The 23,567-nt window shown below is 53.3% G+C and carries 22 protein-coding genes; 16 read left to right on the forward strand and 6 right to left on the reverse strand.

The features are described 5' to 3' along the window. Nucleotides 1-15: 15 nt before the first annotated feature. Both purM and purN read left to right on the forward strand, forming a co-directional pair. Nucleotides 16-1,056: a phosphoribosylformylglycinamidine cyclo-ligase gene (gene purM, locus NST23_RS03435; RefSeq protein WP_287103254.1), complete on the forward strand. Its 1,041-nt coding sequence runs from the start codon at nucleotides 16-18 to the stop codon at nucleotides 1,054-1,056. After that, a complete protein-coding gene (gene purN, locus NST23_RS03440; RefSeq protein ID WP_122965565.1) occupies nucleotides 1,050-1,661 on the forward strand; it encodes a phosphoribosylglycinamide formyltransferase in 612 nt (203 codons plus the stop codon). Before purM ends, purN begins: the two co-directional genes overlap by 7 nt. A 100-nt stretch (nucleotides 1,662-1,761) precedes the next feature. On the opposite strand, the gene NST23_RS03445 is transcribed toward purN, so the two are convergent. Continuing rightward, on the reverse strand, nucleotides 1,762-3,939 hold the full coding sequence (locus NST23_RS03445; RefSeq protein ID WP_167470350.1) for an EAL domain-containing protein: 2,178 nt from the start codon (nucleotides 3,937-3,939) through the stop codon (nucleotides 1,762-1,764). 150 nt (nucleotides 3,940-4,089) lie between these two features. Between NST23_RS03445 and NST23_RS03450 the strand changes: the two genes are divergently transcribed. The 3 genes from NST23_RS03450 to purD all read left to right on the forward strand — a co-directional run bounded on the left by NST23_RS03450 (nucleotide 4,090) and on the right by purD (nucleotide 7,525). Then, a complete protein-coding gene (locus NST23_RS03450) occupies nucleotides 4,090-4,464 on the forward strand; it encodes a hypothetical protein (RefSeq protein WP_063229564.1) in 375 nt (124 codons plus the stop codon). A 195-nt stretch (nucleotides 4,465-4,659) separates the two neighbouring features. Next, complete coding sequence (gene purH, locus NST23_RS03455; protein WP_122965563.1) at nucleotides 4,660-6,210, forward strand: bifunctional phosphoribosylaminoimidazolecarboxamide formyltransferase/IMP cyclohydrolase; 1,551 nt, start codon at nucleotides 4,660-4,662, stop codon at nucleotides 6,208-6,210. A gap of 37 nt (nucleotides 6,211-6,247) precedes the next feature. Beyond that, a complete protein-coding gene (purD, locus tag NST23_RS03460; RefSeq protein ID WP_173599454.1) occupies nucleotides 6,248-7,525 on the forward strand; it encodes a phosphoribosylamine--glycine ligase in 1,278 nt (425 codons plus the stop codon). Between the two features lie 123 nt (nucleotides 7,526-7,648). On the opposite strand, the gene NST23_RS03465 is transcribed toward purD, so the two are convergent. The 4 genes from NST23_RS03465 to NST23_RS03480 all read right to left on the reverse strand — a co-directional run bounded on the left by NST23_RS03465 (nucleotide 7,649) and on the right by NST23_RS03480 (nucleotide 10,159). After that, nucleotides 7,649-8,887 carry an MFS transporter gene (locus NST23_RS03465; RefSeq protein ID WP_173597839.1) on the reverse strand — a complete coding sequence of 413 codons (1,239 nt, stop codon included), beginning with the start codon at nucleotides 8,885-8,887 and terminating at the stop codon, nucleotides 7,649-7,651. A gap of 11 nt (nucleotides 8,888-8,898) precedes the next feature. Continuing rightward, nucleotides 8,899-9,342: a MarR family winged helix-turn-helix transcriptional regulator gene (locus tag NST23_RS03470; RefSeq protein ID WP_122965560.1), complete on the reverse strand. Its 444-nt coding sequence runs from the start codon at nucleotides 9,340-9,342 to the stop codon at nucleotides 8,899-8,901. A 123-nt stretch (nucleotides 9,343-9,465) separates the two neighbouring features. Then, complete coding sequence (locus NST23_RS03475) at nucleotides 9,466-9,600, reverse strand: EYxxD motif small membrane protein (RefSeq protein ID WP_255679199.1); 135 nt, start codon at nucleotides 9,598-9,600, stop codon at nucleotides 9,466-9,468. A gap of 19 nt (nucleotides 9,601-9,619) precedes the next feature. Beyond that, nucleotides 9,620-10,159, reverse strand: a complete 540-nt coding sequence (locus tag NST23_RS03480) for a YgaP family membrane protein (protein ID WP_340963106.1) — start codon at nucleotides 10,157-10,159, stop codon at nucleotides 9,620-9,622. 192 nt (nucleotides 10,160-10,351) lie between these two features. On the opposite strand from NST23_RS03480, the gene NST23_RS03485 reads away from it, so the two are divergent. The 9 genes from NST23_RS03485 to NST23_RS03525 all read left to right on the forward strand — a co-directional run bounded on the left by NST23_RS03485 (nucleotide 10,352) and on the right by NST23_RS03525 (nucleotide 20,277). Continuing rightward, on the forward strand, nucleotides 10,352-12,106 hold the full coding sequence (locus tag NST23_RS03485) for an adenine deaminase C-terminal domain-containing protein (protein WP_274874823.1): 1,755 nt from the start codon (nucleotides 10,352-10,354) through the stop codon (nucleotides 12,104-12,106). A 319-nt stretch (nucleotides 12,107-12,425) separates the two neighbouring features. Next, the gene (locus NST23_RS03490; RefSeq protein WP_122965557.1) at nucleotides 12,426-13,676 is read left to right on the forward strand and encodes a branched-chain amino acid ABC transporter substrate-binding protein; all 1,251 of its coding nucleotides are present in this window, start codon (nucleotides 12,426-12,428) and stop codon (nucleotides 13,674-13,676) included. Between the two features lie 145 nt (nucleotides 13,677-13,821). Beyond that, nucleotides 13,822-14,784 (forward strand): branched-chain amino acid ABC transporter permease, encoded by a 963-nt coding sequence (locus NST23_RS03495; RefSeq protein WP_167470349.1) that lies wholly within the window; start codon nucleotides 13,822-13,824, stop codon nucleotides 14,782-14,784. A gap of 9 nt (nucleotides 14,785-14,793) precedes the next feature. After that, the gene (locus NST23_RS03500; RefSeq protein ID WP_063229622.1) at nucleotides 14,794-16,077 is read left to right on the forward strand and encodes a branched-chain amino acid ABC transporter permease; all 1,284 of its coding nucleotides are present in this window, start codon (nucleotides 14,794-14,796) and stop codon (nucleotides 16,075-16,077) included. A gap of 21 nt (nucleotides 16,078-16,098) precedes the next feature. Continuing rightward, nucleotides 16,099-16,875 carry an ABC transporter ATP-binding protein gene (locus NST23_RS03505; protein ID WP_122965555.1) on the forward strand — a complete coding sequence of 259 codons (777 nt, stop codon included), beginning with the start codon at nucleotides 16,099-16,101 and terminating at the stop codon, nucleotides 16,873-16,875. Nucleotides 16,876-16,889: 14 nt separating this feature from the next. Further along, nucleotides 16,890-17,597 carry an ABC transporter ATP-binding protein gene (locus tag NST23_RS03510; protein WP_063229556.1) on the forward strand — a complete coding sequence of 236 codons (708 nt, stop codon included), beginning with the start codon at nucleotides 16,890-16,892 and terminating at the stop codon, nucleotides 17,595-17,597. Nucleotides 17,598-17,776: 179 nt separating this feature from the next. After that, nucleotides 17,777-19,237 (forward strand): MocR-like pyridoxine biosynthesis transcription factor PdxR, encoded by a 1,461-nt coding sequence (pdxR, locus tag NST23_RS03515; protein ID WP_340963109.1) that lies wholly within the window; start codon nucleotides 17,777-17,779, stop codon nucleotides 19,235-19,237. Nucleotides 19,238-19,289: 52 nt separating this feature from the next. Beyond that, a complete protein-coding gene (locus tag NST23_RS03520; RefSeq protein WP_309538873.1) occupies nucleotides 19,290-19,967 on the forward strand; it encodes an AzlC family ABC transporter permease in 678 nt (225 codons plus the stop codon). Then, a complete protein-coding gene (locus NST23_RS03525; RefSeq protein ID WP_229049812.1) occupies nucleotides 19,957-20,277 on the forward strand; it encodes an AzlD domain-containing protein in 321 nt (106 codons plus the stop codon). The genes NST23_RS03520 and NST23_RS03525 overlap by 11 nt, the downstream gene beginning before the upstream one ends. Before the next feature lie 116 nt (nucleotides 20,278-20,393). Here the strand turns inward: NST23_RS03525 and NST23_RS03530 are convergent, their stop codons facing one another. Next, nucleotides 20,394-21,155 carry an IclR family transcriptional regulator gene (locus NST23_RS03530; protein WP_122965553.1) on the reverse strand — a complete coding sequence of 254 codons (762 nt, stop codon included), beginning with the start codon at nucleotides 21,153-21,155 and terminating at the stop codon, nucleotides 20,394-20,396. Nucleotides 21,156-21,345: 190 nt separating this feature from the next. Here NST23_RS03530 and NST23_RS03535 point away from each other — a divergent pair, with 190 nt between their 5' ends. Together NST23_RS03535 and NST23_RS03540 are read left to right on the forward strand one after the other, a co-directional pair. Continuing rightward, a complete protein-coding gene (locus NST23_RS03535) occupies nucleotides 21,346-22,464 on the forward strand; it encodes an ABC transporter substrate-binding protein (RefSeq protein ID WP_122965624.1) in 1,119 nt (372 codons plus the stop codon). 8 nt (nucleotides 22,465-22,472) lie between these two features. Further along, nucleotides 22,473-23,567 carry an ABC transporter ATP-binding protein gene (locus tag NST23_RS03540; protein WP_122965623.1) on the forward strand — a complete coding sequence of 365 codons (1,095 nt, stop codon included), beginning with the start codon at nucleotides 22,473-22,475 and terminating at the stop codon, nucleotides 23,565-23,567.

Genomic DNA, 23,567 nt, shown 5'->3' on the forward strand with positions numbered 1-23,567 from the left:
CAAGGGGGAGAAACGATGAGTGAAGCATACAAACAAGCGGGCGTAGACATCGATGCGGGTAACGAAGCAGTCGAACGCATGAAAAAACACGTGAAGCGGACATTCCGTCCCGAAGTGCTGACCGATTTGGGCGGCTTCGGAGCACTGTTCCGTCTGGACACGAAAAAATACGAAAAGCCGATTCTCGTATCTGGTACCGACGGGGTGGGCACCAAGCTGAAGCTGGCTTTTGCCATGGACAAACACGATACGATCGGGATCGACGCCGTTGCCATGTGCGTCAATGACGTCGTGGTGCAAGGCGCAGAGCCGCTCTTTTTCCTCGACTATTTGGCGGTAGACAAAGTCGTTCCGGAAAAAATCGAGGCGATTGTCAGCGGGATCGCCGAGGGCTGCTCCCAGTCCGGCTGCTCGCTCATTGGCGGCGAGACGGCAGAAATGCCAGGCATGTACGCCGAGGGCGAATACGACATCGCTGGATTTACCGTAGGGGTTGTCGACGAAAGCAAAATGATCACGGGTGCGAATGTAACAGCAGGTGACGTGTTGATCGGGCTTGCCTCCAGCGGCGTGCACAGCAACGGCTTCTCGCTCGTGCGCAAAGTGCTCTTGGCAGACAAGGGCATGTCCTTGCATGACCATGTAGACGCATTGGGCAAAAAGCTCGGCGAAGAGCTGCTGACCCCGACTCGCATTTACGTGAAGCAAGTGCTGGCTGTGCTCGAATCGTTTGAAGTAAAAGCTTTGGCCCACATCACAGGCGGCGGCTTCACGGAAAATATCCCGCGCGTGTTGCCGGAAAACACGCAAGCGGTCATTAACGTAGGCTCCTGGCCTGTTCTGCCGATTTTCACACTTGTACAGGAAGCGGGAAACATTTCGTATCCCGACATGTACAAAACGTTCAACATGGGCATCGGCATGATGCTGGTCGTGAAAGAAGCAGACGCAGCGAGCGTCATGGAAAAACTGCAAGAGCTTGGCGAGCAGCCGTACCTGATTGGCAACATTCAGGAGGGTGAGCGCAAAGTCGTATACAACGGGGTGGAATGGTGAGAAAGCTGGCCATTTTCGCCTCAGGAAGCGGCTCCAACTTCGAAGCGATCGTGCAGGCTGTCCAGGCAGGCCGACTTCCCGGTGTGGAAGTCGCTTTGCTCGTATGCGACAAGCCGCAGGCGAAGGTGCTGGAACGCGCGGAACGTCTGGGCATTGAAGCATTCGTGTTTCAGCCAAAAGATTACGCCAACAAGGCAGCTTTTGAAGCAGAAGTCGTGCAAGAGCTGCAAAAGCGGGAGATTTCGCTGGTCGTGCTGGCAGGCTATATGCGGCTGGTGGGCGAAACGCTTTTGGCTGCCTACGAAGGAAGCATCATCAATCTGCATCCGTCGCTGTTGCCAGCTTTTCCAGGCAAAGACGCGATCGGCCAGGCACTTGCTTACGGGGTAAAGATAACGGGGGTAACGGTACATCTGGTAGATGCCGGTCTCGATACGGGGCCGATCATCGCTCAGGTCCCGGTAGCAGTGCAGGAGCAGGATACGGCGGAAACGCTGGCAGCGCGCATCCACGCCGTGGAGCACGGACTGCTGGTGGAAGTCATCGGCATGCTGGCGGAAGGCCGGGTGCAGGTTGCAGGACGGCAAGTTCAGGTGAGATCATAACAGGCAACAAAAGACCGACACAGCTCAATCGTGTCGGTCTTTTTCGTGCTGGCAGCGTGAGCGCCAAAATCTTTCTCTCGCGCACGGTCCGAGATACGGTTTATTCAACTGAGCTTGTGCAACCAGTCCCGGGAAAAATCCGCTTATCCGAACGGGCAGCGCTTTTGGCCAGCAGCTTTTCGCATTCATCCGCCGGAACGGGTTTGCTGAAAAAATAGCCCTGCACCGTCAGGCAGCCAAGCGATCGCAAAAACGATAGCTGTTCCTTCGTTTCGACGCCTTCTGCTACGAGAGACAGCTTCAGGCTGTGAGCCATGGCTGCGATTGCGGTGACGATCGGCAAGTGAGAAGAAGAGTCCGACATGTTGCGCATAAACGACTGATCGATTTTCAACGAATTGATCGGCAAAAGCTGCAAGCAGCTAAGCGAGCTGTACCCGGTGCCGAAGTCATCAATTGATATCTGGATGCCCATGGCTTGCAGCTTTTGCAGGCGGGGAATGACAGCGTCAAGCCTGTGCATGGCGATACTTTCGGTTATTTCCAGCTCCAAGTAGCTTGGGTGTAGCCCCGTTTGTTGCAAAATGTCTTGGACCATCGTCACCAGATGCTTGTCCTGCAACTGGCGCATCGACAAATTGACGGCAAGCCGCACAGGAGGCAAAGCTTGCTGCTGCCACTTGACGAACTGCTGGCAAGCTGTCTGCAACACCCAGCGACCGATGGGAATGATCAGTCCCGTCTCTTCGGCGAGCGGAATGAAATCAAGCGGAGAGACGATGCCATACACCGGATGCTGCCAGCGGATCAACGCCTCCAGGCCGACAATATGCTCGTGCTTGCTGTCGTACTGGGGCTGATAGTACAACTGAAATTCCTCGTTCTCCAGCGCAGTGCGCAGTCCGGCTTCCAACGTCATTTTTTTGACGAAGGCGTCGTTCATCTCCGGTTGGAAAAACTGGATGTTGTTGCGGCCGTGTTCCTTCGCCTGATACATGGCTGCGTCCGCATTTTTGACCAAAGCTTCCGCGTCTGTGCCGTCCTGTGGAAAAAGGCTGATTCCGATGCTGATTGTGACCACAAAGCTTTGGTCACCAACCGTGATCGGCATGCTCAGCCTTTGCAAAACGGCTTCTGCGAACCTTTTTGCTTCCGTATGAGACATCCGGGGCAGGATGATCGTAAATTCGTCGCCACCCAGGCGGCAGACCGTATCGTTAGGACGTGCAGTCTCTTGCAGTCGCCGGGCGATTTGCGCAAGCAGGCCGTCTCCCGTGGAATGTCCGAGTGTGTCATTGATGTATTTGAACCGATCCAGGTCGAGAAACAGGACAGCGAGCTGGCTTTGCTCGCAGGCGGCCTGTTCGAGAGCGGCATCGAGCCTGCTTTGGAAAAGGGAGCGGTTCGGCAAGCCCGTCAACGTGTCGTGATAGGCGAGATAGTGAATCATGGCTTCGGTTTGCTTTCGTTTCGTAATATCCGTGGCGATGGCGAAATAGCCTACGACCGTATTCGTCACCACGATCGGGACGACGGTGACATTCAGTTCGATTTGCGTCCCGTCTTTATGAAAAGTGGAAATATCGTAATTGTCCGAGCTTCCTTGCTGGGCGTTCCGGGACATCAAAAGCACGCGGCGAATCCCTTCCTGATTCAGCAGCGCCCGGTAAGACTGATTGCGCACATCGTCCAGGGTGTATCCGGTCACGCACTCAAAAGCGGGATTGACGTTCAGGAATCTTCCGGACAAGTCGAGCCAGCAGACGATATTCGGATTATGCTCAAACAAAGATTTGTAGCGCTGCTCGCTCACTTCCAGACGTTGCTGCGCCCATTTTCGCTCCGTAATATCGTGAGTGACGATCAAGGCGCCGACAGGTTCTCCGGTGGGCGAGGACAGCAGCTTGCCGTTGGCGACCAGGATGGAAACAGCTTTTCCGAGAGGCTGTACCCAAATCTCCTGGTTGTAGACTTGTTCGTTGCGCAACACGCGGACTGACGGCAACTCCGCAAAAGCTACAGGAGTGCTGCCGTCAGGATGGTAAAAGGAATAAGAGCCGTACGTATGTTCATGCAAGTCTATAGGCTCGGACATGCCGAAGCGCTTGGCCGCTTCATTGAAAAAAAGGATGCGCCCATCCAGCCCGTACACAGTCACTCCGGCCTCCATGTGCTCCAGAATGGGCTGTAGCAAAGTTTCATGCAAGGCTGAGGAAGGCATGGCACCCAAAGAATCGTCAACTGGTGGAAAAAGCAGCTGATGGCGAGTTGACTTCATGTAAGCCTCCGGGCTGATGCATGTAATAGTACCATTTATGTTAATGAAACTGAGAATCATTGTCAACAAACGATTCGTACGTCTGAAAGCAAACCAAATCCGCCCTGCCGACATATTGTAAAAAGAAGCAGCTGAAGAGGAGGAGCCGATTTGAGCGGAGATTTTGTTGCCGATTTGCTGGGCAAGCTAAGCAAGCGAACAGGGCGGGAATGGACGCTGAACGATATTATGAAGCTCGCACAAAAATTTCCCAAAGGCGGGGGCAATATCGACGAGCTGATGGAAGAACTGTCCGACATGGGACTTGATGTTCCCGAGGAGACGAAGGAACGCGTCAAGGACAGGATGAAAAACGGCAAGTCCATTTCCATGGAAGAACTGGGCAGCATGGTCCCGAAAGCGAAAGAGGTCAAGGCCAAAAGCAGCAAGCCCAAAAAGCCGTCGAGAGCGGCTGGGAAGAGCAAGCATCTGTCCCTTGCCGAGCGGGTGAAAAAGCTGTCCGGTGGAAACAAAAAGAAGCGGTAAGCCTGCTGCCGGAAAAAAGCGGGAATGTGCAGTCGCGAGTGCCGAACAGGCATGGGCGGCTGCGTTTGTTTTCGCTGAGGAAACTCTTGATAAAAACGTACAATTATGTTTTAATATGAAAGGAATGTTCGTGTTTTAGTATTGCAAAAAAGCTTTTAGCCATGTTTTCTTACTAATAGTCAGGAGGTTCTATCCGTGAGTGTGAAAAAAGCGTTGATCAGCGTTTCTGACAAGACAGGATTGATTCCGTTTGCCCGTCGTTTGGCAGCTGCCGGAGTAGAGATCATTTCCACCGGAGGTACGGCTTCTCTCTTGAAAGCAGAGGGTGTTCCCGTCATTGGCATTTCCGAAGTAACCGGATTTCCCGAGATTTTGGACGGACGCGTCAAAACGCTGCATCCGAATATCCACAGCGGCCTCTTGGCTGTGCGTGACAACGAGGCACATCAAAAGCAACTGAAAGACCTGAACATCGAAACGATCGATCTGGTTGTGGTAAACTTGTATCCATTCAAGGAAACGATTGCCAAACCGGACGTGACATACGAAGATGCGATTGAGAATATTGATATTGGTGGGCCGACGATGCTGCGTTCTGCGGCGAAAAACCATGCGTTCGTGAGCGTCGTGGTCGATTCCGCCGATTATGAAAAGGTAGCCGAGGAAATCGAGGCAAACGGCGATACTACGCTGGAAACGCGCCGTCGTCTGGCTGCGAAAGTATTCCGTCACACAGCTGCCTACGATGCCCTGATCTCCCGCTATTTGAGCGAGCAAGTAGGCGAGCTGCTGCCGGAGAGCTACACGGTGACGTACGAAAAAGCGCAAGACTTGCGCTACGGCGAAAATCCGCACCAGCGCGCTGCTTTTTACCGCGAACCGCTGTCCAGCCAGCTGAGCATCGGCTACGCAGAGCAACTGCAAGGCAAAGAGCTTTCCTACAACAACATCAACGATGCGGACGCGGCGCTGGCGATTGTGCGTGAATTTACCCAGCCGGCAGTTGTGGCGATCAAGCATTCCAACCCTTGTGGCGTGGGCATCGGCGCAGATATTCGCCAAGCGTACCAAAAGGCGTACGAGGCTGATCCTGTCTCCATTTTCGGCGGTATCGTAGCGGCGAACCAGGCGATTGACAAAGATACGGCCTTGGCGATGAAAGAAATTTTCCTGGAGATTATCATTGCTCCTGATTTTACGGAAGAAGCGAAAGCGGTTCTCGCCGAGAAAAAGAACTTGCGTCTCTTGCGCATCCCGGCATTGAATGAGTCTGCGAAAAAAGCGGACAATCTGTTCCGCGTGGCTCCGGTAGCGGGCGGCGCATTGATTCAGGACTTCGATTACAAACAGCTGGAAGAAAGTGAAATCCAGGTTGTAACCGACCGTCAACCGACAGCGGAAGAAATGGCCCAGCTGCAATTCGCCTGGAAGGTTGTCAAGCACGTGAAGTCCAACGCTATTTTGCTGGCAAAAGACAACATGACGATCGGCGTCGGCGCAGGTCAAATGAACCGTGTCGGCGCTGCGAAAATCGCCATCGAGCAAGCGGGCGAGCTGGCAAAAGGCTCCGTTTTGGCTTCCGATGCGTTTTTCCCGATGGGAGACACTGTAGAAGCAGCTGCTGCCGCAGGCATTACGGCGATCATTCAGCCAGGCGGCTCGATTCGCGATCAGGAGTCCATCGACGCTTGCAACCGCGCAGGAATCGCCATGGTGTTCACTGGCACGCGCCACTTCAAGCACTAATCTGTACAGATCCCTTCAGTAACAGGAGGATATCCATATGAAAGTATTGGTAGTAGGCGGCGGCGGCCGCGAGCACGCCATTATCTGGAAGCTTTTGCAAAGCTCCAAAGTACAGAAAGTATACTGCGCTCCCGGCAACGGGGGAACGGCTGAGATTGCGCAAAACGTCCCGATTGGCGTCAATGACTTTGCCGCTCTGGCCCAGTTTGCCAAAGACGAGGGAATCGATCTGACTGTGGTAGGTCCGGAAGATCCGCTTTTGGGCGGAATCGTCGATTTCTTCGAGGAACGCAACCTGCCTATTTTCGGGCCGAACAGTAAGGCGGCGATGATCGAAGGCAGCAAATCGTTTGCCAAAAGCTTGATGAAGCGCTATAACATCCCGACTTCTGCTTACGAGTCGTTCCTCGATTACGAGTCAGCGAGCGCCTACGTGCGTCAGCAAGGCGCGCCAATCGTGGTAAAAGCAGACGGTCTGGCCGCAGGCAAAGGCGTCGTAGTGGCCGAGACTATCGAGGAAGCGGAAGAAGCGCTGCGGCAAATCATGCAGGAAAGCGTCTTTGGAGAAGCGGGAGCGCGTGTCGTCATCGAGGAGTGCATGTTCGGGGAAGAGCTGTCTCTGCTCTCTTTTGTCGACGGCGAAACCGTGAAGCCAATGATCACCTCGCAGGACCACAAACGCATTTTCAACGACGATCGCGGCCCGAATACAGGCGGCATGGGCACTTACGCTCCTGTGCCGCAAATGTCGCCAGAGCTGGTCGAGACGATTGTGAAGACTATCGTCGAGCCGATGGCAGCAGGCATGGCGAAGGACGGAATCCCGTTCAAAGGCATCCTCTACACCGGACTGATGATTACCGAGCAAGGACCAAAAGTGGTTGAGTTCAACGCCCGTTTTGGCGATCCCGAGACGCAAGTGATCTTGCCGCTCTTGGAAACGGATTTGCTCGATATTTTTGTGGCGACCGTGAACGGAGAGCTGGATGCGGTGGATGTCACCTGGAAAGAGGGCAGCGCCGTATGCGTGGTGATGGCGGCTCCTGGCTATCCTGGGGAATACCCGAAAGGAAAGCGGATCGACGGACTTGCGCAAACGAAAGAGGCAGTAACCGTTTTTCATGCCGGAACGAAGCAAACCGAGGAAGGCATCGTGACAAGCGGCGGCCGTGTGCTTGGCGTAGTAGGCACCGGAGCCAACCTCGAAAAAGCGCGCGAGGCAGCTTATGCAGCCGTGCAGTCGATTTCGTTTGAAGGGGCACAGTATCGCACCGACATTGCAGCGAAAGCGATGAAATATCAACAGAAGAACTAACAGGGGAAAGAAAAAGGCAGTCTCGTTCGTCGCTGAGGTACGAACGAAGGCTGCCTTTTCGTTGTAAAAAATGCCGCGACATTTTTTTAAAAGAGTTGCGCGACTGCTCTCATCACCGCTTGGTTACAGCCCGATTTGTTCCCCAGCCAGAGGTGCATTCTTCGCTTTTGCTTTGGCTGCCATAACTTGCGACACCACATAGACGAAGAGGAACAACAGCATGCAGACGGCAGACCAGCGGTACATGACGGAGTAGCTGGAATGGGTAGCGAGCACGCCGAGCAGCATGGAGCCTGCCGCGATGCCGAGGTCGATCGAGTTGAAAAACAGTCCGTTTGCCATGCCGCGCTGTTCCGGCGTGACGACTCTGACCATCCACGCTTGAATAGACGGTTGAATCATGCCGTACCCCAAGCCGTAGAAAAAGGCCGAAGTCAAAAGCAGCGCTTCGCTCGTCGTGACGGACAAGATCAGCAGGCTGATGCCTACAAAAATCGCGCCAGGCGGCAGAACGGCGACGTGACCTTTGCGATCGTACAGCTTGCCGGAAAAAGGACGAATGAGTACCATGGCGAATGCGTTGGCGAGGAAAAACCAGCCGACGTTTGCGATGTGGGTTTCTTTTCCGTACAGCGCCAAAAAGCTCAAGATGCCTCCGTACGTAATCGACAAACAAAAATTCAGACTCACAGGCAAGAGCAGCTTTTTGTCAAAAAAGCGGCCAAACCCTTTGATCGGGGCACTGTTAACGGCTGATGCTGATGGAGATGTGGTTGTTGCAGCCGGGCGAAGGTTGTACGCGCGAATCATGTGCATCAAAGGGAAGATGGCAGCCACCAGCACGACAAGGGCGAAAAGCATATAGCCGAATCCGAATGATTGGAGAATGCCGAGTCCGATCACTGGACCGAGCGCCATTGCCAGGCTCGTGGACAGGCCGAAATAGCCCATTCCTTCCCCGAGCTTGCGGATGGGAATGACATTGGTCACGATGGTTGGAAACGTCGTGCTGCCCATGCCGAAGCCGATCCCGACGAAAACGCGCAACAGCAAAAACAGGGCGATGTTCCCAGCCCAGAAGTATCCCGCACTGAAGATGCCGACAGTGCACAGGGCCATAACGGCAATCACTTTGCTGTTTTTCGTTCGGAGCGCTTCGCCTGTGAACACGCGCGCGACGACGGCAGCCAAAGAAAACAGGCTGATGACGAGACTGACGACAAAATCGTTTGCCTGATACGTCTGTTTGACGTACGCAGGGAACGTAGGCGTCTGCATTTGGATCGTAAGAAATAACAGCAAGTTGCACACAGTTAAAAGGACGAAATCCTTCGTCCACAGTTTCTCTCTACTCTCTCCCAACGGTTTCACTCCTATTCGGTTGTATGGCGGTCTATGTTCTCGTTGATTTCAAGCAGAATTTCCCGCAAAAAAGCCAGTTTTTCCGGCGGCAAGCCTGCAAAAATGTCCGCGACGGCTTTGGCCTCTGTCGGAATCGCCTTTTCAATCCACTCCCGGCCGTTTGCGGTGAGCGTCACGATATAGGCACGGCGATCCTGGTCGCTCAGCTTTTTTTCAATCCAGCCTTTTTTCACCAGGTTGTCGAGAATCCGCGTCATCGTGGGCTGGTCTTTTGCCGAGCGCAGGGCAAGCTCTTTCTGGTTGATCCCGTCCTCTTCCCGAAGGCGGTACAAGACGGCAAATTGCTCCGTCGTCAAATCAAATTCGCGCAAGAACAGCGAGACGTAGTGAATCATGCGGCGGTACGTGTTGCCGATCAAAAATCCAAGCGGTTCATTTTGCCAATGATCGATCATGACAAGGTCATTCCTTTGCACCAAAATACTTGCTTTGACAATTATATGCCTAGCAACTAATTTTGTAAATGGAAAAACCGCCTTTCCCTCAAGGCGGTCGCATCTGTGGAAAATCACTTTTGATTATTGGCGGTAGCGCCCTTTTCTTCGGGAGCTGTAAAAGGCGTAATAGCCGACAACGCCGATGACACCAAGAATCATGGCCATGACAAAGAAATTGTGTGACATCCATTCATAGAGTGGCGTTCCGACGATCATGGACAGCGTCTCCTCTTTTCTACGAGTAAGTAGGGTAACGTGTGCTGCTGTCGTCCTTTTCCTGGGAACGGTACGAGATGAACTCGCGGGCTGCTTGTTCCATCAATTGGTCTTCGGGAGTCAGCTCGCCTTTTGGCGCGTCGTCTTGTGCTTTGCTCTCCGCTTTTGTCGATTGCGTGCTGGCAGCTTGCGGCTTGTCCGTATGCGTCTGCGAGTTTGCCGAAGCGGACGCCTTTTCATGCTTCTGCTCTTGGGAAGAGTGGGAGGAAGCACCGCTGATTGCGCCTGTGACTTGATTCATGACGGTTTGTATCCCTTTTTGCTTCATTTGATCCATCATCCCGGACATGCCGTTCGCTTTGATCGTATTGATGCCAAGCGCTTTGTACATCGGGCAGAAACGGGTCGCGCCTTCCGCTACCTTCATCGCAGAAAAGGCCATCAGCAGCCAGGGGGCATTGTGCGGACGACGACTCATTTTTCCAATGCCGTAGGCCAAGCCCAACAGACCGCCTGTCATGCGAATGATCGCATCTGTAGTACCAACGTTCTTTTGCATTTGCTTTCGCCTCCTGTTGCATCTTCTACGAGATAGTCTGTGATAAATCCGTCCAGGCAACCCGTGGAAATTGTTAGGACGATGTGCTGGGCGAAGCAGGGGAAGCATTCGCAAGTGGCGAAGCAGTAAAGAATGAAATGAACGACTATTCAGTCGATTTGCATGATTGGACACCGAGAGGAGAGAAGTGGCATGCGAGTTCGCGCTTTATCGGAAGAAGCGTACCTGAATCTGATTCGTGTAAGCAAAAGGCAGGCTCCGGCAAGCTTGTGGATCAAGGGAGCCAGCGTACTGAACGTGTATACAAAGGAATGGCACGAGCATCACGTCGTTGTGGCGGGAGAGCGAATCGCTTATGTAGGAGAAAAGGAGCCGCTCGTTGATGAACATACCGAGATCATCGACGCGAGCGGAAAGTATTTGGTTCCCGGCTATATCGAGCCGCACGCGCATCCTTTTCAATGGTACAACCCGTTTACGCTGGCAGACTTCGCCCTGGAGCGGGGCACGACGACACTTGTGTCCGATACGCTGATGCTGATGAATTTGCCGTCGGAGCAAATTTCTGCGCTGATGGAATCGCTCGCCGCGCATCCGGTGAAGCAGTATTTCTGGGGCAGGCTCGATCCGCAAACGGGCAAAGAACATCCGCAATTCACAAAAGACGGCCTGCGGCGCATGCTGGAGCATCCGCTGGTCGTGCAAGGGGGAGAACTGACGAACTGGGGCGGCGTGCTCCAAGAGGACGACACCTTGCTGTTTGGCTTGAAGCATACGCGCGATTTGGGCAAAAGAATGGAGGGGCATCATCCGGGAGCATCCTGGGAAACGCTGAACATCGCCAGCGCAGCAGGCATCACCGCTTGCCACGAAGGGATTACCGCCGAAGATTTGCTCGCGCGGCTGCGTTTAGGGATGTACGCGACACTCCGCCACTCCTCGATTCGGCCTGACTTGCCAGAGCTGGTAAAAGGCTGGCTTGCGCTCGGTCTGCCGTGGTCTTCGCGAATGATGCTTACATCAGATGGCTGTACGCCTCCGATGCATCGAAACGGCTTCATGGACTACACGCTTCGCGTAGCGATAGAAGCTGGCATGCCGCCCGAGGAGGCATATGTCATGGCGACGTTGAATCCGGCTGTCTACTACGGTCTGGACGCTGAACTGGGCGGAATTGCGCCTGGACGGATCGCGGACATGGTCCTTCTCGCCGCCAAAGACGATCCTGCGCCGCTCGCTGTCTTTTGCAACGGCGAACAGGCGGCAGAGAGCGGCAGGCTGCTTGTCCCGACAGTCGAGCCACGCTGGGCCGACTACTCGTTTGAAGCAGCCGATCCGTTGGCAGAACGAGCACGAGCGGACTGGTTTTGCCTGCGGCCTGACGCGGAAGGAAAAGCTCCGGTGCTGAACATGGTCAACGCAGTCATTACGCGGATGACGCTGGAAGCTTTGCCCGCAGACGAGCAAGGTTGCATTTCACTGGCGCATGACCCGCAGCTCGCTGTGATCGTCAGCATCGATCCGGCAGGCAAAAAGCGCACGGCTGCCGTGCTGCGCGGTTACGGTGAGCATTTGCACGGGCTGGCAAGCTCGTATACGGCTTCTGGCGACTGGCTTGTCATTGGCCGCGATCCGCAGGCGATGGCGGCTGCGCTTGAACGAGTCAGAGAGATCGGCGGGGGAGTCGTTTTGATCGAGGATGGGCAGATTGCCTGCGAATGCCCGCTGCCGCTTGGCGGGAAATTTTCCCCGGCCCCGATGAGCGAAGTGATTTCCATGGCCGAGAATTTGACGGCCAGACTGCGCGCCAAAGGGCATGTTCATCTTGATCCGATCTACTCGCTGCTGTTTTTTACGGCCACGCACCTGCCCTACGCAAGGCTCACCGCGGAAGGGATCGCAGATGTAAAAACAGGACAAATCGTCGTTCCGGCACTCCCTCTCTAAAGAGGGAGTTTTTGTTTTCCTTTCATCCGCAAATGTAATGGATAACATTAAAGCTTTATTGTGTGAAAGTAAAGATATAACTGTTTGATTTCAATTGATCGCAATGAAATGCTGAGTATGTAAGCATCTGGTATATGCTTGGAAAATATATTTTTCCTCTTGTAAATTTTCAGATTTATTTTACAATAAATAATAGCCAAGCCACATCTATCTTCTGTTCCATCAGAAAACAAGCTTACATAGTCGCAACCTGGTAGCTAGGGTAGATCGACTGGCGAGGACAAAAATAAAAAATAATTAAAGGGGGATTCAATTCCGCATGAAAAAACTCTCTCACATCAGTATTTTATCTGCGGTATTGGCGACGAGTGTGGCACTCACAGGTTGCGCAGGAACCAGCAACTCATCAGGGGGAAGCAACACGGGCGGAGGTGGTCAGCCAGCGCAAAATCAGCCAAGCACGTCTGGCAGCGGCGGTGGCGCAGCAACAGACGGTGGTGTCATCAAGATCGCAACACAAACCCCCCTCTCCGGGAACCAGTCCTCTCTCGGAGACGCGATCAAGACAGGTGCGGAATACGCACTGAATCAACGCAAGGAAGAATTTAAAAAGCTCGGCTTCGACATCCAGCTCTTCCCGCAGGATGACCAGGCGGACCCGAAAATCGGGGTATCCAATGCGGAAATGCTCATCTCCAATCCTGATGTGTACGGGGTAGTCGGACACCTGAACTCCGGTGTGGCGATTCCTTCATCCGTGAAGTACGAGGAAGGCAAACTGGTCATGGTCTCCCCTGCCAACACAGCCGTGAAGCTGACCGAGGAAGGGAAGAAAACCGTACACCGGATTTGTGCTCGCGATGACGCCCAGGGACCGAAAGCGGCCATGTATGCGAAAAATACGCTCGGCGTGAAAACAGCTTTTATTATTCATGATAAGACCGCATACGGCCAAGGCTTGAGCGACCAGGTGAAGTTGCAGTTCGAAAAGGACGGCGTGCAGCTTCTCGGGTATGAAGGCATCACGCAAGGCGAAAAAGATTACAGCGCCGTACTGAATCAGGTATCGGCAAAGAACCCTGACATCATCTTTTTCGGCGGGCTTTATCCGGAAGGCGGAATCCTGGTCAAACAAGCCCGGGAAAAAGGATACAAGGGATATTTTATGGGTGGCGACGGCTTGGACTCTTCTGATATGATTAAAATAGCCGGCGATGCTGTCGAAGGCGTTGTGTTCACGTCAGTAGCAGGTGACGTGACGCAAACCGAAGAGGGCAAGAAGTGGGCTGAAGAGTACAAGAAAACCACGAACAAACCTCTAGAAACCTACTCCGTCTACGGTTTCGATTCCATGAACGTCATCCTTAACGGCGTCATGGAAGCAATCAAAGCGAACGGTGGCAAAAAACCAACACGCGAGCAAGTCCTCGAAGCAGTTCACAAAACAAAAGATTTTCAGGGGCAATTCACAAAAGTTACCTTTGATGAAAAAGGTGACAACACAAACGCAGATGTATTCATTTACAAGTATGACAAGGACAAGTCAACTTTTGTAGGCAAGGCCGAGTAATCGCAGCCAACATCACCGTACACTCTTTCATGCCTCATACCGGTAAAGGGGCGGCACGTTGGTGTTCGCCCTTTTCTACGGAAACTCACGTCCAGCCATGTGAATGAATGCAGAAAATTTCTACAAGTTTATTGAGAAGTGAGGGATGGGAAGCATGATGCTCAACATTTTGCCTCAGGTGTTGGTTGACGGATTAACACTTGGATTCATGTATGCAGTCGTAGCCTTGGGCTACACAATGGTTTACGGGATTTTGGAATTTATCAACTTTGCTCATGGAGAAATCTTTATGGTGGGGGCGTTTGTCGGGACAGAGGTATTGCTGATCTCTGATTCCTTGGGGGCGCTGGAAGGCATGAATCCTTTTGTCGCACTATTCTTGACACTGATCATCGCCATGGTGTTAACGGGGGCGCTTGGAGTGGGGATCGAGAGAGTGGCTTATCGGCCGCTGCGTGGGGCACCGCGTCTCGTACCGCTGATTTCTGCTATCGGCGTATCGTTTTTGCTGCAAGACCTTGTTCGTTTTACCGAAGCGCTGGCTCGCAATGAATTTTATCTGAACAGTCCAACTCTTTTTACTGGTTCGATTTCTTTAGGCAGCATTGCCACGATTCCTACCAAAGGCTTGATTGTAATTGTGCTCGCGATCGTAATGATGATAAGTCTGACGCTGTTCATTAACAAGACAAAGTGGGGAATCGCCATGCGTGCCGTAGCGCAGGATCAGAGTACGGCTTCGCTGATGACCATAAATGTAGACAAAGTAATCATGCTGACGTTTTTGATCGGTTCCAGTCTCGGTGGAGCGACAGGCGTGCTGTTCGCCCAAAACTACGGGACGATCGACCCTTATATCGGATTCATTCTCGGATTGAAAGCATTTACGGCAGCCGTTCTCGGCGGAATCGGCAATTTGCGCGGCGCGATGGTTGGCGGAGTGCTGCTCGGACTGCTGGAGTCGCTGTCGGGAGCGTTCATGGGACCGTTGACCAACGGCGCATTCGGTGCCGAGTACAAAGACGTGTTTGCATTCAGTATTCTAATCCTCGTGCTTCTCTTCAAGCCTGAAGGGCTGTTTGGCGAAGCTGTGAAAGAGAAAGTGTAGGTGAAACCAATGGCAAATCTGACATGGAAAACGTTCAAAGGAATACCGCTCGCGCTCACGTTGGTTTGGATCGCAGGCTTCGCGGCTGCTTTGCATTTCATGGACAAATCAGTCATCGCGTTTCTCGGCATTCTCTCTTCGATTGTGCTCATCTATTACACGAACACGTCGAAAGCGATCAAAATGGTCATCGGGGCAGCTGTGCTGTTGATTGTCATTCCGCTGGTCGCAGGGGAAAACCGCTACTACATGGAAGTGGCCTCGCAGGTGGGCATTTACGTGGCGATGGCGCTCGGCTTGAACATCGTAGTAGGCTTCGCAGGATTGCTCGACTTGGGATACGTCGCCTTCTTTGCTGCCGGTGCGTACGCATACGCGATCTTCTCGACCTCGCAGGCAAACGAATTTATCGCAGGCAACCTGTTTCCGCTGTCGGGTGAATGGTTCTGGCCGTTCCTCATCGTCGGATTGATCGTCGCCGCCGTCTTCGGGGTATTGCTCGGGCTACCCGTACTCCGTGTAAAAGGCGACTATTTGGCCATCGTTACGCTCGGGTTTGGTGAGATTATTCGGATTATTTTTAATAACCTGGACAAACCGATCAACATTACGAACGGACCACAAGGGATTACCCCGATTCCGTCGCCGGAGCTGTTCGGCATCAAGATGGGGACACCGTTTTTCTTTTACTTTATCGTGTTGTTCGTGATCGCTTTCATCGTCCTGGCGAATATTCGTTTCGAGCATTCCCGTCTGGGCCGCGCCTGGATCGCTGTTCGCGAGGATGAACTGGCTGCGCAGTCCATGGGGATCTCGCTGTTGAATACGAAGCTGGCGGCTTTTGCGACAGGGGCTTCCTTCGCAGGGGTGGTAGGCGTCATTTTTGCAGCCAAGCAGACGTTTATCGATCCGACTTCGTTTACGCTGATGGAATCAATCGGGATTTTGGTGATGGTCATTCTCGGCGGCAGCGGAAGCATCCCTGGCGTCGTGCTCGGAGCTGCTTTCGTCACTATTTTGCAAGTGCAGCTCTTGAAAGAGTTCTCCAACTTCTTGCACAGCTTGCAGCAGTCGGGAATCATCAACCTGCCGAACCAGCTCGACCCGTCCAAGTTCCAACGCCTTATTTTCGGGATCATGCTGATTCTCGCAGCCTTGTATCGTCCGAATGGACTGATTCCGGCCAAGCGGAAAAAGAACGATCTCGATGCGATCAAAGCGAGCGATTACGGCAAAGAAAAGCTGGGGATTCTCGGCAAGCTGTCCCAATTGGCTTCTGGCAAGCAGTCATAGCGGACGAGGAGGGAAAAGGGCATGGCATTGTTGGAAGCGAAAAATTTGACCAAGCGTTTTGGCGGACTGGTGGCGAACCAGGACGTCTCGATTTCCATAGAAAAAGGCAGCATTACAGCAGTAATTGGGCCGAATGGGGCCGGAAAGACGACTTTCTTCAACATGATCACCGGATTTTACGAGCCGGATGAAGGCGAAATCCTGTTGAACGGCAAAAGCATCAAAGGGCTGCGTCCCGACCAGATTGCGAGCCGCGGCATCACAAGGACTTTTCAAAACATCCGTCTGTTCAAGGAAATGACGGCGCTGGAAAACGTGATGGTAGGCGTTCACAGCCGCTTGTCTGCCGGATTGCTCGGCATTTTGTTCAACACAAAGCGCGTGCGCGTCGAAGAGGAAAAGGCGCGTGTGGAAGCGTACCAGCTCCTGGAATATGTCGGGATCGCGCATATCGCCAACGAAGCGGCGGGCAGCTTGCCGTACGGTTTGCAACGGCGCCTGGAAATTGCCAGAGCGATGGCGACCAATCCGGAAATCATTTTGCTCGATGAGCCTGCTGCGGGCATGAACCCGCGCGAGACGGTGGAAATGACCGACTTTATTCGCAAGCTGAAACGGGAGCTTGACCTGACGATTATCCTGATCGAGCACGACATGAAGCTGGTCATGGGACTGAGCGAGTACATTCACGTGCTGGACTACGGCCGCAAAATCGCCGAAGGAACGCCGGAACAAATCCGCAACAACCCGAATGTAATTGAAGCCTATCTCGGAAAAAGCGCGTCGGAAGTGTCGTAGAAGGAGGAAACACAATGGCATTGTTAGAGCTGAATAACGTTCATACCTATTACGGCGGTATCCACGCATTGAAGGGATTGAGCATTACCGTCAACGAGGGCGAGGTAGTCACTTTGATCGGCTCCAACGGGGCGGGAAAATCAACTACCTTGAAGACGATCTGCGGACAGACCCGCGCCAAGGAAGGCAAAGTGATTTTCAATGGCAAAGATATCACCCAGATGCGCACTCACGATATCGCCAGTGCGGGCATCGCTCACGTACCGGAAGGACGCCGTATTTTTCCCAAGCTGACAGTCCGCGAAAATTTGGAGATGGGCGCCTTCGGAGTAGCGGACAAAAGCGTGATTGAGGAAGGCATCGAGCGAGCTTTCGCCTATTTTCCCCGCCTGAAAGAGCGGATTGATCAAAAAGGGGGCACGATGTCCGGCGGCGAGCAGCAAATGCTGGCGATTGCACGCGGCTTGATGATGAAGCCGAAGATTTTGATGCTCGATGAGCCGTCAATGGGACTGGCGCCGATTCTCGTGGAGCAGATTTTTGACATCGTCACTGAGCTGAACAAAGAAGGCATGACGATTTTGTTGGTGGAGCAAAACGCGAACCAGGCCCTTTCGGTGGCACATCGCGGCTATGTGATTCAGACCGGAGAAATCATTTTGAAGGACGATGCGCAGACCTTGCTGGCAAATCCGCAGGTCAGGGAAGCTTATCTCGCATAGCCTCGCGTAGCAAGGAGCCGATGGAGAGACATCTCCGTCGGTTTTTCTTTTCTTTGCGAACAAAAAGTAATTTTGCAAAATTTCGTATATGATTAGCATAGACCGATTGAACCCGTCTGAACATGTACAGATAGAAAAAAGCGGAACGGGTCAGTTGGCGGGAGAGGAGAAAGAGGAGCATGCTGGATATCAGTCCCCATTTGATTGAGGACGGAGAAGCTTTGTACTTGCAGCTTTATCGATATTTTCGCGAAGAAATTCAAAGAGGCGGACTGCCGTCCGGGACGAAGCTGCCGTCTGTACGCGCTTTGAGCGGATTTTTGCACGTCAGCAAAACGACGGTGGAAAGCGCGTACCATCAGCTTTTGGCAGAAGGATATATCGAGAGTCGGGAGCGCAGCGGGTTTTTTGTCGTGGATGTCGACTGGGATGGACCGATCTTGAAGATGCCCGGCAAGAAGCAATATCCAGATGTTGACGCCGTTCGCAAAGAAAAGGAGCGCGTACAAGGGATAACCGAGGTGCTTCCCGCTCCCGTCCGCTATGATTTCCACCAGGCAAAAGTAGACGCCGAGCATTTTCCGTATGAACGCTGGCGCAAATACACGAATCAGTGCATGCAAAAAGAGAACAAGAGCGTGCTCTACTACGGCGACAGGCAAGGAGAGCCGCTTTTGCGGGAAGAGTTGGCCCGCTATCTGGGGCGAGCGCGCGGCGTGCAGGCTACGCCTGAGCAAATCGTAATCGGTGCAGGAACGCAGATTATGATCAGTTTGCTCGGCTTCATGTTCGGTGCGCAGGGACAGGCTGTCGCTATGGAGGAGCCGGGCTATAACGGCGTTCGTTCTGTTTTTTCCCATCTCGGCTTTGAGGTTCGGCCGATCCGGCTGGAGGACGACGGGATCGATGTGGAGGCGCTCAGCAAAAGCGGGGCCAGGTACGTCTATATTACCCCGTCTCATCAGGACCCGTCCGGAATCGTCATGCCGTACGCCAAGCGCTTGAAGCTGCTGCACTGGGCCAATCAGGCAAACGGGTACATCATCGAGGATGACTACGACGGAGAGTTTCGTTATCACGGCCGACCGATTCCTTCCCTTCAGGGGCTGGATACCAACGGGCGGGTGATCTATGTCGGGACTTTTTCCAAGGCGCTTTTGCCATCGATTCGGATTAGCTACATGGTGCTGCCTCACGAGCTGCTCAAGATTTATCACAAAGAGCTGATTGATTTTGACCAGTCTGCTTCGCGCATCCATCAGGAGACGCTGGCCTTGTTCATGAAGCATGGCGACTGGGAGCGGCACATTCGCAAAATGCGGACGATTTATCGCAAAAAGCACGATGCGATGCTTCAACTTTTGCAGGAGCAGCTTGGGGCGCACATTTTGCTCAAAGGCCAGGACGCCGGGCTGTCCGTGACGATTGAGGTAGCGAGTGAACGTACAGCCATAGAGCTTGCGCAAATCGCGGCTGCGGAAGGGATTCGCGTCTACCCGACTTCCCACAAGTGGATGGAGCCAGCGCAAAAAGGACTGCCTGCTTTCCAGTTCGGCTTTGGCGGTTTGAGCCTGGAAGAGATGGGCGAGGGCATTCGCCTGTTGAAAAAGGCGTGGGCGCCGTATTTGCAGAGACATTGAAGCAACAATTGCATCAGACAGAGGGGAAGCGCAGAAGGGAGAGCACATCAAGGTGTCGCAGTCGTTGTTTGTAAAAGGAATGAAGCAAATCATTCCGGTGGCAGCCGCCGGAATTGTGGATGGAATGGTGTTTGGCATTTTGGCGAGGCAGGCAGGGCTGGGAGTGACGGAAGCGATGCTGTTTTCCTTGCTGGTCAATGCAGGCTCGTCGCAGTTTGCGGCTGTCGGTTTGATTTCCCAGGGGATTGTCGGTTGGCCGATCCTGGTTTCGACGCTGCTCTTGAACGCTCGTCATCTGTTGTACGGACTGGCTCTGGGGCCGAAGTTCCGCGAGACGGCGCCATGGAAGCTGTCGCTGATGGCCGGGACGCTCAACGACGAGACGTATGCGCTCAAGGCGACCTATTTGGCCGCCGGGGAAAAACCGAGCCTTGCTTATTTCGCCGGAGCGAGTACGGCTGATTACGTGATCTGGAATGCCAGCACGCTGGCGGGAGCCATTTTCGGAACGGTATTTACCCAGACGGAAAGCTGGGGGCTGGATTTTGCTTTTATCGCGACGTTTCTCGGGTTTCTGGCCGTTAATCTGGTTTCATCGTATCATCTCAAAGTGGCTGGTTGTGCCGCGGTTGTCGCCTGTCTTGGCTTTTGGCTCGGAGGAGCGACGGTTGCCGTGATCACCGGGACAGTGACGGCCGTAGTGATGGGGGCGTTGAGCGGTGAACGATAAAATTTTGCTGTATATCGTTTTAATGGCGATCATTACGTATTTGACGCGATTTCCGATGCTGTTGATCAGTTCCAGGTGGCAGATTCCGGCCTGGCTCGGACGAGGTTTGGCGATGGTGCCAGTCGGCGTGTTCACATCCATGACGATTCCGCCCATCCTGTTTCACGCGCCAAAAGGGGCGTGGAGCCCGGAGTATTTGGTGGCGGGCACTGTGGCGCTGGCGGTAGGGCTTTGGAAAAAGCAGATCGTTTGGGCGTTGCTCGCTGGAGTGGTTATCGTGGCGCTGTGGCGGCAAGTGTTCGCGTTTTAGGACATTTCAGGCATGCCGGGCCGAGTGCTGGGCGCATGAGAAAAGACAAAGACCTTCTCCCCAACGGAAAGTGTGATCGTGCGGGGGAAAAGGTCTTTTTGTGTTTGTCATGTTTGTCAGCCCAAGCGATAGCCCAAGTGGGCGGACATCTCGCGCACAGTCGCAAGCGTGTCTGCCAAAATCTCTTCCTGTCTCGGCAAGACGCGATCAGACGGGCCGATCACACTGACGGAGGCTGTCACATGTCCGGTTGAATCGAAAATCGGCGCAGCAATTCCCGTGACGCCCGCGTTGCGGCGATTGGAGCTGATCTCGTAGCCGCGTTCGCGGATCGTGCGCAGATTGTCCTTGATGTCCGCCACCGATGTGTAGGAATGAGTAGTGTACGTTTTCAACGGATGCTCCGCCAATATTTCGTCCTGGAAAGACTCCGGCTGAAAAGCGAGCAACACCCGGGCAGCCGATGTCGAGTACAGCGGAAAGCGGCGGAAGGACTCTACGGTAAAGCGGATCGGGTGAAGCGAGTCTTCCTTCGCTACGTATATGGCGTCTTTTGCATCCTGGACGCAGAGGACGGCAAGCTCGTTGACCCGGGAGACGAGTCCGGTCAAATACGGTTTGGAAAAATCGACGATATCGTGGTTGGTGAGCACCTTCGTGCCCAACTCCAGCAAAGTATAACCGAGCGTGTATTGCTTGGTTTTTTCATTTTGGCGAATGAAGCCTTCGGACTCCAGCGTGGATAGCAGCTTGTGTACGGCCCCTTTTGACAGTTGCAGTTTTTTGCTCAGTTCTGTCACGCCAAGCTCTTTGGGAGAATCAAGGAACATTTTCAAGAGTCGGCAGCCGTTTCGTACAGAAGACAATACTTGGTCCATGAAAAACGTCTCCTTTATGTGCATTAGCCCTATTTTACCACAGGTAGGGTTGCGAATTGCGATAATGGTTGTTTTTGTATGACTACCTTGAATAGTCAGTATCTTTATGATAGGATAACACTATCGTTCTCGAATAGCAAACACTGTTCTCTATTCGTGAACAATAAAGGTAAATCGGGGGTTGACGAACTTGAAGAAAAAGGCATTATCTGTTCTGTCCATTTTTGCTTTGACTGGTTCTTTGTTGGCTGGATGTGGCTCCTCCACGCCGCAAACAGCTACACCAGCTCCGACCACGGGCAATTCAGGAGGTACACAAGCACAAGTACAACTGGAAGATACGCTGGTGGTAGCGGGGAACGGAGCTACTGTAGAGAAGCTGATGAAAGACGAGATTTTCAAAAAGTTCAACGAGAAGTATCCGAATGTGAAGCTGACGTATGTATCCGGAGTTTCCACGGAGATTGTAGCGAAAGTCAAAGCACAGAAAAACGCTCCGCAAATTGACTTGACGATCATCGAAGGCGGGGAACAGGAAAAAGGACGCCAGGAAGGCTTGTGGGAAACGATCTCGGGCACTGAGATTCCGAATGTGAAAAACGTGCCGCAAGATTTGAAGGTGACAGATGACAGCGGCGTAGTCGTCAACTTCACGCCGATGGGGATTTCGTACAACAGCGAACTGGTCAAAGAGAAATCGCTGCCTGTGCCGAAATCGTGGAACGATCTGACCAAGCCGGAAGTGAAGGGCAACATTACGATGACAGATGTGGCGAGCAACTTCGGACGCTCCACGATGATCATGCTGGCCTACGCGAATGGCGGATCAGAGAAGAGCATCGAGCCGGGCTTCGAGAAATTGGCAACGCTTGCAGGATACATGCCTACTTTTGCCAAGAGCGCGGCGCAATTGCAGCAAAATCTGCAAAACAAGAGCGCAGCCTACACCACCTGGACGATGGCGCGCAGCCTGACGCAAAAAGAAGCGGGCGTGCCGCTGGAATTTGTTTTCCCTGAAGAGGGAGGAAATATCGTGCCAAACATCGCTACTTTGGTCAAAGGAGCGAAGCACCCGCAAGCAGCAAAAGCATTTGTCGACTTTTTGCTGACAGACGAGGTGCAAACGATGTACGCGACCAAGCTGTACTACAATCCTGCCACGAGCGTGAAGCTGCCGGACGATGTAGCGAAGACACTGGAATTTGACCGTTCAAAAGTCGTGAACTTTGACTACGACATCATCAGCAAGGAAACATCCGCTTGGCTGGATCGCTTTAACAAAGAAATCGCACCTAAAACAGGAAAGTAGGTATGGAAGTGACAAAGGTGATTGACGTCGAACTGCGCGGCATCATGAAAAAATTTCAAAACAATGTCGTGGTTCAGGATTTCAACCTTCAGGTGGAGCAAGGCGAATTTATCTCGTTTTTGGGTCCATCCGGTTGCGGCAAAACGACGACCTTGAACATGATCGCCGGATTTTTGGACCCGGACGGTGGAGACTTGCTGATCAAAGGTCAGCGGATGAACGGAGTACCGCCGTACAAGCGCGAGTTGGGGATGGTTTTCCAGACGTACTCGCTGTTCCCGCATATGACCGTAGCGGAAAACATCGCCTACGGCTTGAAGCTGCGCAAGATAGGCAAGCAAGAGATGCAAGATCGCGTGAAACGCGTGCTTGAGCTGGTCAAGCTGCCGAATGTGGCGGACCGCTATCCAAAGCAGCTGTCTGGCGGTCAGCGTCAGCGCATTGCGATTGCCCGCGCTCTGGTGATTGAGCCTTCGCTTTTGCTGCTGGACGAGCCGTTGAGCAACCTCGATGCGAAGCTGCGCGAGGAACTGCGCGACGAGTTGAAGCGTCTGCATCAGGAGATTGGCGTAACTACCATTTTCGTTACGCACGATCAGGAGGAGGCGCTGGCACTCTCCGATCGTATTGTTGTCCTGAATCACGGCTTTGTGGAGCAGATCGGGACTCCGCTCGAAATCTACAACCAGCCGGCTTCCGAGTTCGTGCATACGTTCATCGGCAAAACAAACCGGATGGAAGGCGAGGTCATCGCGATCGACGGCGACACGCTGACCTTGCGTACGACAGGCGGTTTGCTTGTGCAGGCGACAGGGCAGCAGCGTGCGTTTGCCCTCCAGCAAAAAGTGGTCATTTTCGTCCGGCCAGAGAAGATCAAGCTGTCCGACGCAGCGGATACGGCACAGCCGAATCGGGTAAAAGGCCATCTCCAGCTCGCTTCTTTCCTCGGCTCCTACACGGAGTGCGAGGTGGCGACCGGAGCGCATACACTGTCAGTCAAGGTTCAGATGAGCGACAAATCGGCTGAACAAGAAGCAGGCAAAACGGTTTACTGTCAGTGGAATGCGGAAGACGTGCTGGTCATGCCCGTGGAGAGGGGATGA

It is taken from the genome of Brevibacillus sp. FSL K6-0770 (genome assembly GCF_038000275.1).
GTDB lineage: Bacteria > Bacillota > Bacilli > Brevibacillales > Brevibacillaceae > Brevibacillus > Brevibacillus parabrevis.

Coding starts and splice junctions, on each gene's coding strand:
- NST23_RS03490 (WP_122965557.1), top strand. CDS start 12,426: ATGAAAAAACTCTCTCACATCAGTATTTTATCTGCGGTATTGGCGACG.
- NST23_RS03510 (WP_063229556.1), top strand. CDS start 16,890: ATGGCATTGTTAGAGCTGAATAACGTTCATACCTATTACGGCGGTATC.
- NST23_RS03530 (WP_122965553.1), bottom strand. CDS start 21,155: ATGGACCAAGTATTGTCTTCTGTACGAAACGGCTGCCGACTCTTGAAA.
- NST23_RS03480 (WP_340963106.1), bottom strand. CDS start 10,159: ATGCAAAAGAACGTTGGTACTACAGATGCGATCATTCGCATGACAGGC.
- NST23_RS03470 (WP_122965560.1), bottom strand. CDS start 9,342: ATGATCGATCATTGGCAAAATGAACCGCTTGGATTTTTGATCGGCAAC.
- NST23_RS03505 (WP_122965555.1), top strand. CDS start 16,099: ATGGCATTGTTGGAAGCGAAAAATTTGACCAAGCGTTTTGGCGGACTG.
- purM (WP_287103254.1), top strand. CDS start 16: ATGAGTGAAGCATACAAACAAGCGGGCGTAGACATCGATGCGGGTAAC.
- NST23_RS03445 (WP_167470350.1), bottom strand. CDS start 3,939: ATGAAGTCAACTCGCCATCAGCTGCTTTTTCCACCAGTTGACGATTCT.
- purD (WP_173599454.1), top strand. CDS start 6,248: ATGAAAGTATTGGTAGTAGGCGGCGGCGGCCGCGAGCACGCCATTATC.
- NST23_RS03475 (WP_255679199.1), bottom strand. CDS start 9,600: ATGATCGTCGGAACGCCACTCTATGAATGGATGTCACACAATTTCTTT.
- pdxR (WP_340963109.1), top strand. CDS start 17,777: ATGCTGGATATCAGTCCCCATTTGATTGAGGACGGAGAAGCTTTGTAC.
- NST23_RS03485 (WP_274874823.1), top strand. CDS start 10,352: ATGCGAGTTCGCGCTTTATCGGAAGAAGCGTACCTGAATCTGATTCGT.
- NST23_RS03500 (WP_063229622.1), top strand. CDS start 14,794: ATGGCAAATCTGACATGGAAAACGTTCAAAGGAATACCGCTCGCGCTC.
- purN (WP_122965565.1), top strand. CDS start 1,050: ATGGTGAGAAAGCTGGCCATTTTCGCCTCAGGAAGCGGCTCCAACTTC.
- NST23_RS03495 (WP_167470349.1), top strand. CDS start 13,822: ATGGGAAGCATGATGCTCAACATTTTGCCTCAGGTGTTGGTTGACGGA.